Genomic DNA, 12,853 nt, shown 5'->3' with positions numbered 1-12,853 from the left:
AGGGCCTCAGCCCATCGTCTTCTGGCCGTCCAGCGACTCACGGATGATGTCGGCGTGGCCGGCGTGCTGGGAGGTCTCGGCCAGCAGGTGCAGGACGGCGCGGCGCACGGACCAGCGTGCTCCCGGCTCGAACCACGGCGCCTTGGGCAGCTCGTGGTCCGTGTCGAGGTCCAGGGTCTGGACGAGCTCGTCGGTGTGGCGGGCGATCTCGTCGTAGCGCGCGAGCTGTCCCGCGAGGGTCTCGTCGTCCTTGAGTCGGTGGGAGTCGGCGTAGGCGGCGATCTCCGCCGGCGGGTTGCTCCAGTCGATCGACTCCCAGTCGATGTCCGGGGCGGTCCCGGCGCCCTCCGTCATGAAGGTCGCCCACTGGACCTCCGTGTCGGCCACGTGCTTCACGAGGCCGCCGAGGGTGAGCTCGCTGACCGTGGTGCGCTGCCGGGCCTGCTCGTCGTCGATCCCTCGCACGGCGAAGCGCAGGAAGTCGCGGTGCCTGCGCAGTGCCTGCACGAGGTCGGCGCGCTCACGGCTGGAGGCGGACGGCTGGGTGCTGGACTCTGGTGTCGTGGTCATGACACCAGCGTAGGAAGGGAAGCGGTCAGTTCCTGACCGCTTGGACCTCCGAGGTCGACTCGAGCCACACCCGCTCGGAGAATCCACCGCGCACGATGCGCTTGAACGAGGCGGCCTGCTCGACCTCGTCGAGGGTGAACCCCAGCTCGGTCACCACCGTGGTCAGCACCTCCCAGACGTCCGCGAGCTCGTCGAGCTGCCCGCGGGCCGGCGCCATGCGCAGCTCCACGCTCTCCTCGACGAGCTTGTCGAGGAGGGCCGGGGTGAACTCGGTCGGCGCGAGCACCGTGGTCTGCGCCTCCTCGCCCTTCGATCGGATGATGGCGGGGACCCGGTCGCGGACGAGCTTCCGGTGGCGCTTCTCGTGCATGGGAACACCCTAGGTCCTGCCCGACGCGCTGCTGCCCACCGGTCGCCCGTACCGTGATCCCATGCCCCCCAACCCCGCTGCCCGTGCCCTCGACTGGGCCATGGACAAGTCCCTGGTCCTCGGCTACACGCGGCTGGGACCACGGATCCGTCGCTCGTGGTGGCCCGCGGACCCGCGTCCCGCCTGCCTCGCCGGCCGGCACGTCCTCGTGACGGGTGCCAGCGGCGGGCTCGGCCTGGCCGCGGCCCAACAGCTCGCCGGCCTGGGCGCGACCGCGCACCTGTTGGGGCGCAACGCCGAACGCCTGGAGTCGGCTCGTGCCGAGCTGGTGGCGGCCGAGCCCTCGGCCCGGGTGGAGATCGCGCCCTGCGACCTCAGCGACCTCGACGCGGTGCGCGAGTTCTGCGTTGACTTCACCAAGCGGGTGCCGGAGCTCCACGCCCTCGTGCACAACGCCGGCGTCCTTCCGCCCGAGCGTCGCACGACCGCGCAGGGGCACGAGCTCACCCTCGCCACCCACGTGCTGGGCCCGCATCTGATGACCGCCCTGCTCGCCGACAGCCTGCGCGGCGGACGGGTCGTGGTCGTGTCCTCCGGCGGCGCCTACGGGCAGAAGCTCGCGGTCGACGACCTCGAGTACGCCGAGGGCGACTACTCCGGGGTCACGGCCTACGCGCGCACCAAGCGCATGCAGCTCGTCATCACCGAGCAGTGGGCCGACCGGCTGCGCGGCCGCGTGTCCGTCCACAGCATGCACCCGGGCTGGGCCGACACCCCGGGCGTCACCGAGTCGCTGCCCGGGTTCAACAAGGTCATGGGCCCGCTGCTGCGCTCACCGGCAGAGGGGGCCGACACGGTCACCTGGCTCGTCGCGACCGACGACCCGATCGGCACTGGTGGCTTCTGGCACGACCGCAGCCGTCGGCCCACCCACTACGCACCGGTCGGGGTGGAGACCGCCCCACAGCGCCAACGGTTCTGGGAGTTCGTCGTCGGAGCCACCGGCGAGAACCTGGCCTGAGCGCGGGGCCCGGCCACGCGCCATACGGGTGGGCTCCCGTCCGGGTATGCAGCAGGGCTGGCCGCGCGCGCCGTGGCCAGCCCTGCTGTTGGCAGAATCATCGCGCGTCAGCGCGGGTGGTGCGACTCCTGCAGCCCGTAGACGGGGGTCTCGAGACCTTCGTACCGCGCCCGGAGCTGGAGGGCGAGGAACTGGCTGTAGTGGCGTGACTGGTGCAGGTTGCCGCCGTGGATCCACAGGTGGTCGACGTTGGTCGGCTTCCACATGTTGCGCAGCTCGCCCTCCCACGGGCCCGGGTCCTTGGGGGTGTCGGAGCCGAAGCCCCACACCTTGCCGACGCGGTCGGCGACCTCGGGGGAGATGAGCGTCTCGAGCCAGCCGTTCATCGACTGGTAGCCGGTGGCGTAGACGACCACGTCCGCCGGGAGCTCGGTGCCGTCGGCGAGGACGACCGAGCTCTCCGTGAGGTGGTCGACCTGGCCGTTGACCACGGGAATCCGGCCGTCGATGACGAGCTGGGAGGCGCCGACGTCGATGTAGTAGCCGGAGCCCCGTCGCAGGTACTTCATGAAGAGCCCGGACCCGTCGACGCCGAAGTCGAGGTCGAACCCGGCCTCGCGCAACGCGTCGTAGTAGTCCTTGTCGCGCACCTGCATCTCGTCGTACGCCGGCTTCAGGATGCCGGGCATGATCCGGTAGGGGAGTGAGGCGAAGACCAGGTCAGCCTTCTCCGTCGTCACGCCGTTGGCCAAGGCGCGCTCGGAGTAGAGGTCGCCCAGGGCGAGGTCCATGAGCGACTCGCTGCGCACGATGTGGGTGCTCGACCGCTGCACCATCGTCGGCCTCGCGCCGACCTCCCAGAGGGAGGCACAGATGTCGTGCGCGCTGTTGTTGGAACCGATGACGACGACGTCCTTGCCGGCATACGCGTCGCCACCGGGGTGCTGGGAGGAGTGGTGCTGCTCGCCGCGGAAGGTGTCCGCGCCGGGGAAGGCGGGGATGAACGGGTACCCGCTCACGCCGAGCGCGATGACGAGGTGCTTCGGCCGCAGCGTGACGTCCTTGCCGTCACGGTTGACCTTGACCTCCCACTCGCCGGCAGCCTCATCCCATTGCGCCCCAAGGCATTCCGACCTCGTCCAGTAGTTCAGCTCCATGAGCGCGGTGTAGTGCTCGAGCCAGTCGCCGATCTTGTCCTTGGCGGCGAAGACCGGCCAGTGGTCGGGGAACTTGAGGTAGGGGAGGTGGTCGTACCAGACCGGGTCGTGCAGGTGCAGCGACTTGTACCGCTTGCGCCACGAGTCACCCGGGCGGTCGTTCTTCTCCAGGATCACGGTCGGTATGCCGTGCCGCTTGAGGCGGGCGCCGAGACCGATGCCGCCCTGGCCGCCGCCGACCACCACGACGTACGGCTGCTCCGTGTCGCCGAGGGCGGCTTCGTCGGCGGTCTTCTTCTCCAGCCAGCTCTGCCGACCCTGGTGGATCTCGTGCTCGACGCCCTTGACCCGCCGCGGACCACTCGGCTCCTCGAACCCCTTGAGCTCGGTCATCGTCGTGAGCAGCGTGAACGCCTTGCCGTCCACGAGGCGCAGGTGGCCGTGGCCCCGGGCGTCGGCCGTCTCGAAGTCGATCCACGCCTCGACGGTCCCGTCGGCCTCGGTCGCCGGCTCGGCGAGCGCCCAGCCCTTGGGTTGCACGCGGCCGAGCGTCGCCGTGAGCATGTCGGCGATCTGCTCCCGGCCCTCCATGGTCCTGATGTTCCAGGTGAAGGCCACGAGGTCGCGCCAGTAGCACTCGTCCGCGAACAGGTCCGTCACGCCGCCGACGTCCTGGGACTGCAGGGCCTGGTCGAACGACGTGAGCCACGCCTCGGCGACGTCGCTGGGGGAGGTGCCCATGGTTGCTCCTTTGCATCCGGGGAGGCCAGTCCACGACACGGGGCGTTGCACCGGCGTTGCACGGAGCCCTGGTGAGCCGGTGAGGGGGACGCGCGGGACTCCCGAAACCGGCGTGTGCGTGCGAGAGTGCAGCCATGGGCCGACGCAGCGTCGCGGGGCTCCGCGAGGCGCACGACCGGGTCCTCGCGGGGGAGGACGACGCGCGCGTCAGCGACCAGATCGCCGCCTCGTGGCGGCGGGCGGTGGCGCAGGGCATCGACCCCGAACGCCAACGCCCCCGCCGGTTCCACGAGGTCGACGACACGGTGCGGCTGCGTGCCGAGCACCCGCTCGCGCCATACATCCCCGTCGTCACGGGCCTGCTCGGGGACTCCTCGATCAGCGACGACCACCTCGTCGTGGTCACCGACGTCTCGGGGGAGGTGCTGTGGCGGATCGGTTCGGCGGCAGCGCTGCGGGTGGCGGAGTCGATCGAGTTCGTCGAGGGGGCGAACTGGTCGGAGGGCGGGATCGGCACCAACGCGATCAGCCAGAGCCTCGTGACGGGTTCGGCGGTGGACCTCGTCGGTGGGCAGCACCTCGTGCACTCCCACCACGGCTGGCTCTGCTCGGCTGCCCCGATCACCGACCCCGGCACCGGTGACATGGTCGCCGTGCTCGACGTGTCGGCGCCGGTCGGGCTCGAGCCCGTCGCCGCAGGGGCGTTGGTGCGCACCGCGGCCCGACTGATCGAGGAGATGATGCGCGGCGACGCGCTCCGGCGACGGGCGCAGTCCCAGCCGGCGCTGCGGGCCGTGGCCCAGATCGGGGTGAACCTGCTCGGCGCCCGGCCCACGGTGCGCGTTGGCGGGGTGGTGCACGAGCTGACCCCGCGCCGCGCCGACATCCTCGCCCTGCTGACGTCGCGCGAGCCGGGCTGGAGCGCCGACGAGCTCGCCGGTGCGCTGTACGGCGACCGCGGGGTGCCCTCGTCGGTCCGCGCCGAGGTGCACCGCCTGCGCGAGGTGCTCGGCCCGCGGCTGGAGGGCTCGCCCTACCGCCTCGGCGGTGACGGGGTGTCCGTCGACGTGTGGAGCGTGCGCCGGGCGCTGGCCGCCGGTGACCTGACCCGCGCCCTGGAGCGGTATGCCGGGCCGCTGCGCCCCGGCTCCGGCTCGCTGGAGGTGGCCCTCCTGCGGGCCGAGCTGCACGAGACGCTGCGCGGGGCGGTGCTGCGGTCGGGGGACGCGGGGCTGCTGGCACGGTGGGTGGACGGTGGGGGAGCGGACGACGTGGCCGCCCTCGAGGCCCTGCTCGCGGTGCTGCCCGTGGGCAGCCTCGCCAGCTCCCTGTATGCCGCGCGGCTGGCCCGGCTCGACGCGACGTTGCGCTGAGGTAGGGCTCGTCCGCGCCACCCTTCATGGCCTCGGACCCAGGAATGGTCGTGGGTCACCCTCGCTGAGCACCATCCGTGGCGCGGAGCCACGAACGGTCGCGAGTAGCTGTCGGCACAGCCCGGCATGACCTAGACTCGAACACATGTTCGAACGCGGCGACTCCCACACCCGGTCGTCCGCCACGCCGCCCGGAGCTGGTCGTGCCGAGCCGCGCCCGCCGGGCTGAGGTCCTCGGGGCGGTCCCGCCGGGCTGGCCGCCACTCGTGCCGCCGCCGGAGAGCCCCGGGTGGCAGGTGCCGGCCGTCTCGTGGCTGCTCGACCACTGCCCGTCGGACTACCGCTCGTATGCGGGGTGGCGCCGCCAGCCGGTGGCCCTCGCCTGGGTGGCGACGCGGCACATCGACGCCCAGCTGGTGGCGATGAGACAGGCGTACCGCGAGGTGCGCGTCGAGCTCGGCGACCACCTCACCAGCGAGGGGTTGACCCAGGTGCTCGCGGACCTGGAGGCGGAAGGGGTACGGCTGTTGGCGGCCCGCCGCAGCGCAGGGCTCGTGTACGACGCCCTCCAGGGCAAGCGCTACGTCCCTCGGTTGTGAGCAAGCCGCGTGCTCGGTTCGGCCTGCATCACGCCTGAACAAGCGCACTCCCTCGAGAACCTGCCCCATCCCGCCGCGTCGGCTCGCCCCATAGGCTCGACAGGCCCGGCGGGCGCGTATTGCAGCGGTTCTTCGCGAGTCCATCGATCGTGGTTGCCGAGCTGCACGTTGCTGCCAGAGGGACCTGCTGGAAGCCCGCACCGGTCCGGCCCTACGAAAACGCGCCAGAGGGTGTGCCCCCGCCCGCGCCTGAGTCGGTCGGCGTTCTGCAACCGCACGGGTCTCGACTAGATCGGTGGCGGCATGTATTCACTCGATTGGGGCTCGGCTGTGGCAGCGAGGCGGTCTCGCGCCTCCCACACGATGCGCACCGCACCGATGGCGACCAATGCGGCAAGAGTCAATACGGCTGGTGCGAAGAGGGCGGGAGCAACGATGGCACCCGAAGCTGCGGCGGCGATGAGTCGATCTGCGGCTAGCCGGTGGTGGTCGCGCCAGCGGTAGGCGACGTCGCCTACGTAGGCAAGGGCAACTCCCCCGGTCAGGGCGACGGCGTGGAGCAGCGGGAGCGGATCGAAGACCTTGTCAATTGCCCGATGGAGTCCCAGCGCGAAGAACACGATTCCGGCCACGATGAGCAGGTGTAGGTAGCTGTAGGCGTCGCGGGCCAGCCGGGTCTGCGCTAGTCCGGGAGTGGACACGAGTCGTGCTTGGGCTGCGTCGGTGAGGCCGAAGTAGGACCACCAGAGTTGGCCAGCGATGAGCAACGCCAGGACGACCGCTGTGATCACACCAGCGTCGCTGAGGTGTGGGTGGGCTCCTGTCCCGACCTGGAGGATGGTCTCGCCGAGGGCGATGATGATGATCGATCCGTGCCGGTCGACGAAGTAGCGCGGTAGTACGCGAAGTCCTCCGACCCCGAGCACCAGCGGGCCGCCTAGGTCGATGAGCGCCGCGAGGACCCACGCCCACTCACGGTAGGGGGTGTCGAGGAACGCTGCGATCACGAGAAGGCAGGCGCCGGCCAGCAGGGTGGGCAGCAAACGCATGGCGGCTGAACGCTGCTCGCGGTTTTGCCCCGTATCAAGAAGCAGAAGCACCAGATGCACGAGCCGCACACACAAGTAGGCGACTGCAAACAGCAGGGCCCGAGAACCGAACGCATCTGGCAGCGCGGTGGCCGCGACCAGCATCGCTGCCATCGCGGCAAGGGTCAGAATCCGTGCCGCCACTCCGGCATCTGCGGTGGTGTTGGTCAACCACGCGTAGCAGACCCAGGCCCACCACACCGCAGTCAGCGCCAACGCGCCTCGTCCGAGTCCAAGCCACGAGCCCTCGGCGAGCATCAACTGGGTCACCTCGGACATCGCAAACACGAAGACCAGGTCGAAGAACAACTCGAGGGTGTCTGTGGTCCGGTCGTCCTGGTCGATGCCCGGCTCGGCATTTACGTCCATTGGCAATCCCCTGACGGATCGGACAGCACCAGCTTCGTTGCGCACCCGGTGAGCCGGGCTACTCCAGGTCGGCCCAGGTCGAAAGCGTCCTTGTCGGGGCGTGGCCGAGCTGGACGTCGCAATCGCCAAGCATCGCTGCCGACATGCCGCCTCCTGCAGCTCGGGCACCACAACGTTGCACGCGCTCGACGAACCCCTTCGATCAGGGGACCGGGGGCCCGTCGAGTAGGCGCCCGGGAGATAAGGGTCACTCGGCGGGGGCGGGCCGCACCGTGCCGAACAGGAGGGAGTACTCCTCGAGCCCTCGTACGGCCAGGTCGGCGGCGGCTGCGGTGTCGACCCTGATGGCAGCCGCCACGCTCCGGCTCTCGGCCAGCGCGGCCTCGTCGCTCCATATCGTCTCGCTGACGGTGCGGCCCGTGCGCTGCTGCGCGACGAAGAGCGCTCCGCAGAAGCCCGCAGTCTCGGTGAGCCACGGGACGGCGGTGTCTTCGTAGGCGGCGACCACCGAGTCGAGCCGGGATGGGTCCGCGTCAGCTCGGGTCACCCGGACCGCGGCCCCCGACACCCAAGGGGCCACCCGCACCACGCTCGCAACCCGGTAGGTCTCAGCGGAGACCGTGCCGCTCGCGCGGTGGACAGCGGTCTCCCGGGTCGAACGCACATGCTTGTCACTCTCCCGCATCGCGTCGGCTGACACCCAGAAGCTGTTCACCACCGCGACTCCGAGCGCACGGTTCACCTTCAGCGACATGCCGAGATTGCCGGCCAGGTCCTCGACGATCTTGCGTGCGTCGGTCTCGATGAAATGGACGGCATCCTCGAGCCGTGCGGGGTCGGCCGTGATCAGGGTGGATCGCACATGCATCTCGACTCCCGGTGACGATCCCGACCGCTGGCCGGGGGGGAGACTTCAGCGTGCCGGTCGGGCGGCCCGCCTGTCATCCCCGGTACGGGGGATGACCGGAGCCGTGCCGGTCGTGCCCGGGCGCGACTCTCCAACTTGCCGCTGCCCTCTGACTGGAGTTGGACAGTGGAGCGCCGTACCTGATGCCCGGCTGGCCGCGACCGGGCGTCCATTCCTGGCGCGATCCACACTGGTCGGCGTTGGTCGCCAGCTCAGGGCTGCCGGTTTGACGATGGCAACTGCCGCCGTCCTGACGGCCGTCCCACCGCTGTGGTTGTGCGTGGCCGCCTCGAGCGCGTCCGCAGCCCTGATCGACACGTTGGCACTGCTCTCCGACATGGTCGACGTGGTGCTGTTTCTGACCATTGCCTTCTTCGCTGCGGCGTGCGCTCGCGGGCTTCTCGGCCCGTCCTGGCTGCGACGGACCGCGCTCGGCGTCGCAGCACTCTGCACGCTGCGGGCAATCGAAATTGTGCTCAGGGGTTGGGTTCTCGCGATAGCCGGTCCCGTGTCCCTGATCCTGTTCGTCGTCGCGCTTAGCGTGTACCTATTGCGGACTTCCCAAGGTCACCCCCAGAGCCTCCGCTCGTCTCACTGACCCCGCAGTGGGAACCGCGGGGATCCTCCCGCAGGAAGAGCCAATGAACGTAGCGCTGGGCAAGGCGCCAGATCGCCCGGTGCGCCAGATCTCAGGCGGGGAACACGCCGCTGGAGAGGTACCGGTCGCCGCGGTCGCAGACCACGAAGATGATCGTCGCCCCCTCGACCTCTTGGGCGACCTGCAGGGCGGTCCAGCAGGCGCCGGCCGCGGAGACACCGCCGAAGATGCCCTCCTCGCGGGCCAGCCGGCGGGCCGTCTCCTCGGCGTCGGTCTGGGTGACCTCCATGGTCCGGTCCACCGCCGACGGGTCGAAGATCTTCGGCACGTACTCCGGGGGCCAGGCGCGGATCCCGGGAATCTTGGAGCCCTCTGCGGGCTGTGCCCCAACGATCTGGACGTCGGGGTTGCGAGACTTCAGGAACCGCGAGACCCCGGTGATCGTGCCGGTGGTGCCCATCGCGGACACGAAGTGCGTGATCCGTCCATCAGTCTGACGCCAGAGCTCCGGGCCCGTCCCGTCCTCGTGGGAACGGGGGTTGTCCGGGTTGCCGAACTGGTCCAGGACCCGGCCGCGACCATCCCGTTCCATCCGCGTCACGACATCGCGAGCCTCTTCCATGCCGCCATCTGCCGGGGTGAGGACAAGGTCGGCTCCGTACGCCTTCATCGTCTGGATCCGCTCGGTGGAGGCGTCCTCGGGCATGACGATGACCAAGGGGTAGCCGCTGATCGCCGCCGCCATCGCCAAGGCGATCCCGGTGTTGCCCGAGGTGGCTTCCAGCAGGGTGTCGCCGGGGGAGATATCCCCTCGCAACTCAGCGCCCCGGATCATGGCGATCGCTGGCCGGTCCTTCACCGAGCCGGCCGGGTTGTTCCCCTCGAGCTTGGCGAGCAGCACATTGCCGCGACGTTCGTTCTCCGGTCCGGGCAGACGCTGCAGACGCACGAGCGGGGTGTCGCCGATGACGTCCTCCATCGTGGGGTACGCCGGAGGGTTGCTCACGCGCCGGAGTCTACGGCGGCGCAGAGCCGAAGAGCCGCAAGCCAACTGCTCGACCCCGGCTCGAGGTGAACCTGCGTCTTTCCGCCGCGGATGCCGTGAAACCATCGGCGGATTCTTCCTTCCCTTCGGACGATCGGCTTGTGGTGGCCAAACCCGCCGGATCCGCTTGGGATAGCGTCGCGGGGTGACGCTAAACCATGTTCGACGCGGAAGCGGAAGTCCGTTGCTACTCGTGCACGGTCTGGGAGCAGGGTGGCAGTCCTGGGCTCCGATCATCGACGACCTAGCCGAGCACCGTGAGGTCATCGCCGTCGACCTTCCGGGGTTCGGTGAGACACCTCCGCTGACCGGTGAGGTATCGATCGCGACCTTGACCGACTCCGTCGCGGAGTTCACCCGGGAACAGGGGCTTGACGGGGTCTCCACCGTGGGCCAGTCGATGGGGGGCCGCATCGTGCTCGAGCTCGCGCGGCGGGGAGTCGGCGGCGACACCGTGGCGTTGGACCCGGGCGGCTTCTGGAGCGACCGCGAGCTGGTGGCCTTCGGTGCCACCCTGCGGCCGTCGATCGCTCTGGTCAGGGCGCTGCGGGGCGTGCTGCCGTCACTGCTCGGCAACCCGGTCGCCAGGACCGTGCTGCTGGCGCAGCTGTCGGCGCGGCCCTGGGCGCTCTCGCGCGACACGGTGCTGCCAGACGTGCGCGGCCTGGCCGACTCCCCGGCGACCGCAGCGGCCATGGACGCCCTGACGAAGGGGCCCAAGCAACGGGGCGCCCCGGCTGGCACAGTGCCCGGCCGGGTCACGATCGGGTGGGGGCGCCGTGACTTGGTGACCGTGCCGAGACAAGCCGCACGCGCCACGGAGCTGTTTCCCGACGCGGTGCTGCACTGGTTCGAGCGGTGCGGTCACTTTCCGCAATGGGATGCACCGCACGAAGCGGTACAACTCATTCTCGACAGCACCAGCTGAGAGCGGTTGCTCTCCCCAGCCACGCGACATCCGTTGGCGTGGGCGGATGGCGCGGCGGGCAACGCTGCGACTGTGGCACCGCGCCACCAGTCGTCGCATCGGTCAACTCCGTGCGCTGGGGTGTGGTTTGGCTGGGTCGGCCGTGCGACGCTTGTCAGGGCGGGCGAAGGCTGAGGAGAGGGACGTGGCAGCAACCGGTATGGAGGTCATCCGGCAGATGGTCGAGCGGACCAACGCCCACGACCTCGAGGGCATGGCGGCACTGATCCATGAGGACTACCAGAGCGAGCAGCCCTTTCATCCGGCCCGAGGCTTCGGCGGACGGGCGCAGATGAAGGCGAACTGGGGCCCGATTCTCACTGGGGTGCCGGATCTGCGCGCCGAGGTTCCGGCTTCGGTGCAGGACGGCGATGTCGTGTGGAGTGAGTGGCACTGGTGGGGCACGACCGAGCAGGGTGAGCCGTTCGACCTGCGCGCGATCACTCAGTTCACGGTGCGGGAAGGTCTCGTCGTGCGTGGGCGGCTCTTCGCGGAGCTCGTCGAGCAGGGTGGAGCCGACATCAACGACTCGGTGCAGGCCCAGTCGGGCCACCGCCCTCAACTGCAGGACTGAGCCGGAATCCACCTGCAAGGCGATTCAGCTCGGTAGGGCAGCGACTGCCGCGATCGTGCGGTGCGCCATCCCGCCTGAGGCCGAGCGCGCGATGGCCGCCAGGGCAAGGGCGCACACCGTCGAGATCAGAAGCTCGCACGTCGCGATGATCAGCCACCCGGTGGTCGTCACGAACCTCATCCTCAACGCCATCAAGAGCACCCGCTCCTGACTCAGCGCGGCAGTCGGTGCCCGATCGGTCGCCCGGTCGGGCACCGACTGCGTCGTTAGCCTGATGGCTAATGCTCCAACACCTGAACTGGGGCAGCTGCGCCGGGTCATGGCGACCTGGGCGTCCTGGTGACCGCTCAGCGCACGTTTGTATCCAGACTGCGAAGCTCTCTGGCCGACTGGGTCGCATTCGTCGGGGAGGCGGCCATGCTTCGGCTAGGAGGTCGAGAAATGCCCCGCCAAACCGGTCGAAATGAGCACGGCGCCACCGGCACGGTGAGGGGACGCCCCTTCGTGGGCGCTCCAAACCGCAAGGACCGCTGGAGCGTCGGTCCTCAGACCCGGGGGCCCGGGGCGCTCGCTCGGTGAGGAGCCCGAACCACAACGGAGGCAGAACGCACCATGAGGTCGACCCAGGACAGCCTTCCTGCCTCAGCCCAACCGGTCGACCCAGCCGCTCTTCAGGCGCTGATGTGCCGCTCCGGGCTTGCTGTCGCAGTCCTCGGCGGGTCCGGATGGTTGTCGATGCTGAGTCCGGGCCTCGAGCACCTGCTGCATCAGCCGTTCGCAGCCGTGCGGGCCGAGTCGTTGGCGGAGGTGTTCCACCTCTACACCGAGGGCGGTGACCGGGTCCTCCAACCGCATGAGGTGCCGATCGTGCGGGCCTCGAGAGGAGAGGTGGTCGAAGACGCCACCGTCACGGTGAGGGCTCCGGGGCAGCCGGTCCGTCACCTTCGGGTCAACGCCACGCCGATAGTGGGGCTCGACGGCGAGCAGCAGGGCGCTTGGGCGGTCATCACCGACGTCACCAGCCTGGTGGCGGCCGCCCGCGGAGAGCTGAACCGGTCCATGGCCGAGACCGTGAACCACAACCTTCGGACACCACTGACCACGATCCTGGGTCACGCCGAGTTGCTGATCGACCAGCAGGACGAATTCCCCCCGGGAGCCGCTCGTTCCCTTGAGGCGGTGTGGCGGGCGGGTCACCACCTCAAAGACGTGGTGACCTCGATCTCCGAATGGATCGACCTCGCCTACCCATCTGAGGGCGAGGGCGAAGCAGTCGACTTCGCCGAGTACGTGGATCGAAAGGTGCACCCGTAGTCCCGACACCCGCGCCATCGACACTCAGGCGAGACCCGACGGACATGGCTCGTCATCGAGAGAAATGATGGCTCCCCACCGGCCGTGTCGCGGGTACGTCAAGGCCCCCCAGAAATGATGGCTCCCCACCGGCCGTGTCGCGGGTACGTCAAGGCCCCCC

Annotated in this window: 13 protein-coding genes; 7 read left to right on the top strand and 6 right to left on the bottom strand. The window is 69.8% G+C overall.

The window, feature by feature from the left end; all coding sequences use genetic code 11:
- Positions 1–6: 6 nt before the first annotated feature.
- Both ASC58_RS00070 and ASC58_RS00065 read right to left on the bottom strand, forming a co-directional pair.
- A complete protein-coding gene (locus ASC58_RS00070) occupies positions 7–570 on the bottom strand; it encodes a DinB family protein (RefSeq protein ID WP_056918021.1) in 564 nt (187 codons plus the stop codon).
- 25 nt (positions 571–595) lie between these two features.
- On the bottom strand, positions 596–940 hold the full coding sequence (locus ASC58_RS00065) for a nucleoside triphosphate pyrophosphohydrolase (RefSeq protein ID WP_056918020.1): 345 nt from the start codon (positions 938–940) through the stop codon (positions 596–598).
- Between the two features lie 61 nt (positions 941–1,001).
- On the opposite strand from ASC58_RS00065, the gene ASC58_RS00060 reads away from it, so the two are divergent.
- On the top strand, positions 1,002–1,961 hold the full coding sequence (locus ASC58_RS00060; protein ID WP_056918019.1) for an SDR family NAD(P)-dependent oxidoreductase: 960 nt from the start codon (positions 1,002–1,004) through the stop codon (positions 1,959–1,961).
- 107 nt (positions 1,962–2,068) lie between these two features.
- On the opposite strand, the gene ASC58_RS00055 is transcribed toward ASC58_RS00060, so the two are convergent.
- Positions 2,069–3,859 carry an NAD(P)/FAD-dependent oxidoreductase gene (locus ASC58_RS00055; protein ID WP_056918018.1) on the bottom strand — a complete coding sequence of 597 codons (1,791 nt, stop codon included), beginning with the start codon at positions 3,857–3,859 and terminating at the stop codon, positions 2,069–2,071.
- Between the two features lie 134 nt (positions 3,860–3,993).
- Here ASC58_RS00055 and ASC58_RS00050 point away from each other — a divergent pair, with 134 nt between their 5' ends.
- Together ASC58_RS00050 and ASC58_RS00045 are read left to right on the top strand one after the other, a co-directional pair.
- Positions 3,994–5,232, top strand: a complete 1,239-nt coding sequence (locus tag ASC58_RS00050; protein WP_056918017.1) for a helix-turn-helix domain-containing protein — start codon at positions 3,994–3,996, stop codon at positions 5,230–5,232.
- A gap of 203 nt (positions 5,233–5,435) precedes the next feature.
- On the top strand, positions 5,436–5,831 hold the full coding sequence (locus ASC58_RS00045; protein ID WP_235529028.1) for a hypothetical protein: 396 nt from the start codon (positions 5,436–5,438) through the stop codon (positions 5,829–5,831).
- Between the two features lie 287 nt (positions 5,832–6,118).
- Here ASC58_RS00045 and ASC58_RS00040 read toward each other — a convergent pair whose 3' ends face one another.
- The gene (locus ASC58_RS00040) at positions 6,119–7,288 is read right to left on the bottom strand and encodes a low temperature requirement protein A (RefSeq protein WP_056918016.1); all 1,170 of its coding nucleotides are present in this window, start codon (positions 7,286–7,288) and stop codon (positions 6,119–6,121) included.
- A 247-nt stretch (positions 7,289–7,535) separates the two neighbouring features.
- Positions 7,536–8,156, bottom strand: coding sequence for a hypothetical protein (locus tag ASC58_RS00035; RefSeq protein WP_157598312.1), 621 nt, complete (start codon positions 8,154–8,156; stop codon positions 7,536–7,538).
- A gap of 271 nt (positions 8,157–8,427) precedes the next feature.
- Here ASC58_RS00035 and ASC58_RS00030 point away from each other — a divergent pair, with 271 nt between their 5' ends.
- Complete coding sequence (locus tag ASC58_RS00030) at positions 8,428–8,793, top strand: hypothetical protein (RefSeq protein ID WP_056918014.1); 366 nt, start codon at positions 8,428–8,430, stop codon at positions 8,791–8,793.
- Positions 8,794–8,884: 91 nt separating this feature from the next.
- Here the strand turns inward: ASC58_RS00030 and cysM are convergent, their stop codons facing one another.
- Complete coding sequence (gene cysM / locus ASC58_RS00025) at positions 8,885–9,772, bottom strand: cysteine synthase CysM (protein WP_056918013.1); 888 nt, start codon at positions 9,770–9,772, stop codon at positions 8,885–8,887.
- Positions 9,773–9,983: 211 nt separating this feature from the next.
- Between cysM and ASC58_RS00020 the strand changes: the two genes are divergently transcribed.
- The 3 genes from ASC58_RS00020 to ASC58_RS00005 all read left to right on the top strand — a co-directional run bounded on the left by ASC58_RS00020 (position 9,984) and on the right by ASC58_RS00005 (position 12,693).
- Positions 9,984–10,766, top strand: a complete 783-nt coding sequence (locus ASC58_RS00020) for an alpha/beta fold hydrolase (RefSeq protein ID WP_056918012.1) — start codon at positions 9,984–9,986, stop codon at positions 10,764–10,766.
- Positions 10,767–10,950: 184 nt separating this feature from the next.
- A complete protein-coding gene (locus ASC58_RS20375) occupies positions 10,951–11,379 on the top strand; it encodes a nuclear transport factor 2 family protein (protein WP_162246801.1) in 429 nt (142 codons plus the stop codon).
- 807 nt (positions 11,380–12,186) lie between these two features.
- Positions 12,187–12,693, top strand: coding sequence for a histidine kinase dimerization/phospho-acceptor domain-containing protein (locus tag ASC58_RS00005; RefSeq protein ID WP_369796170.1), 507 nt, complete (start codon positions 12,187–12,189; stop codon positions 12,691–12,693).
- Positions 12,694–12,853 lie beyond the last annotated feature (160 nt).

Source organism: Phycicoccus sp. Root101 (assembly GCF_001426245.1).
Classification (GTDB): domain Bacteria; phylum Actinomycetota; class Actinomycetes; order Actinomycetales; family Dermatophilaceae; genus Pedococcus.
Note: the sequence above shows the minus strand (reverse complement) of the source record. Positions and strands in the feature narration are given on the sequence as shown.

Excerpts from the sequence above, each read along its gene's own strand:
- ASC58_RS00040 (WP_056918016.1), bottom strand. The coding sequence starts at position 7,288 with ATGGACGTAAATGCCGAGCCGGGCATCGACCAGGACGACCGGACCACA.
- ASC58_RS00035 (WP_157598312.1), bottom strand. The coding sequence starts at position 8,156 with ATGCATGTGCGATCCACCCTGATCACGGCCGACCCCGCACGGCTCGAG.
- ASC58_RS00050 (WP_056918017.1), top strand. The coding sequence starts at position 3,994 with ATGGGCCGACGCAGCGTCGCGGGGCTCCGCGAGGCGCACGACCGGGTC.
- ASC58_RS00070 (WP_056918021.1), bottom strand. The coding sequence starts at position 570 with ATGACCACGACACCAGAGTCCAGCACCCAGCCGTCCGCCTCCAGCCGT.
- cysM (WP_056918013.1), bottom strand. The coding sequence starts at position 9,772 with ATGGAGGACGTCATCGGCGACACCCCGCTCGTGCGTCTGCAGCGTCTG.
- ASC58_RS00055 (WP_056918018.1), bottom strand. The coding sequence starts at position 3,859 with ATGGGCACCTCCCCCAGCGACGTCGCCGAGGCGTGGCTCACGTCGTTC.
- ASC58_RS00060 (WP_056918019.1), top strand. The coding sequence starts at position 1,002 with ATGCCCCCCAACCCCGCTGCCCGTGCCCTCGACTGGGCCATGGACAAG.
- ASC58_RS00065 (WP_056918020.1), bottom strand. The coding sequence starts at position 940 with ATGCACGAGAAGCGCCACCGGAAGCTCGTCCGCGACCGGGTCCCCGCC.
- ASC58_RS00030 (WP_056918014.1), top strand. The coding sequence starts at position 8,428 with ATGGCAACTGCCGCCGTCCTGACGGCCGTCCCACCGCTGTGGTTGTGC.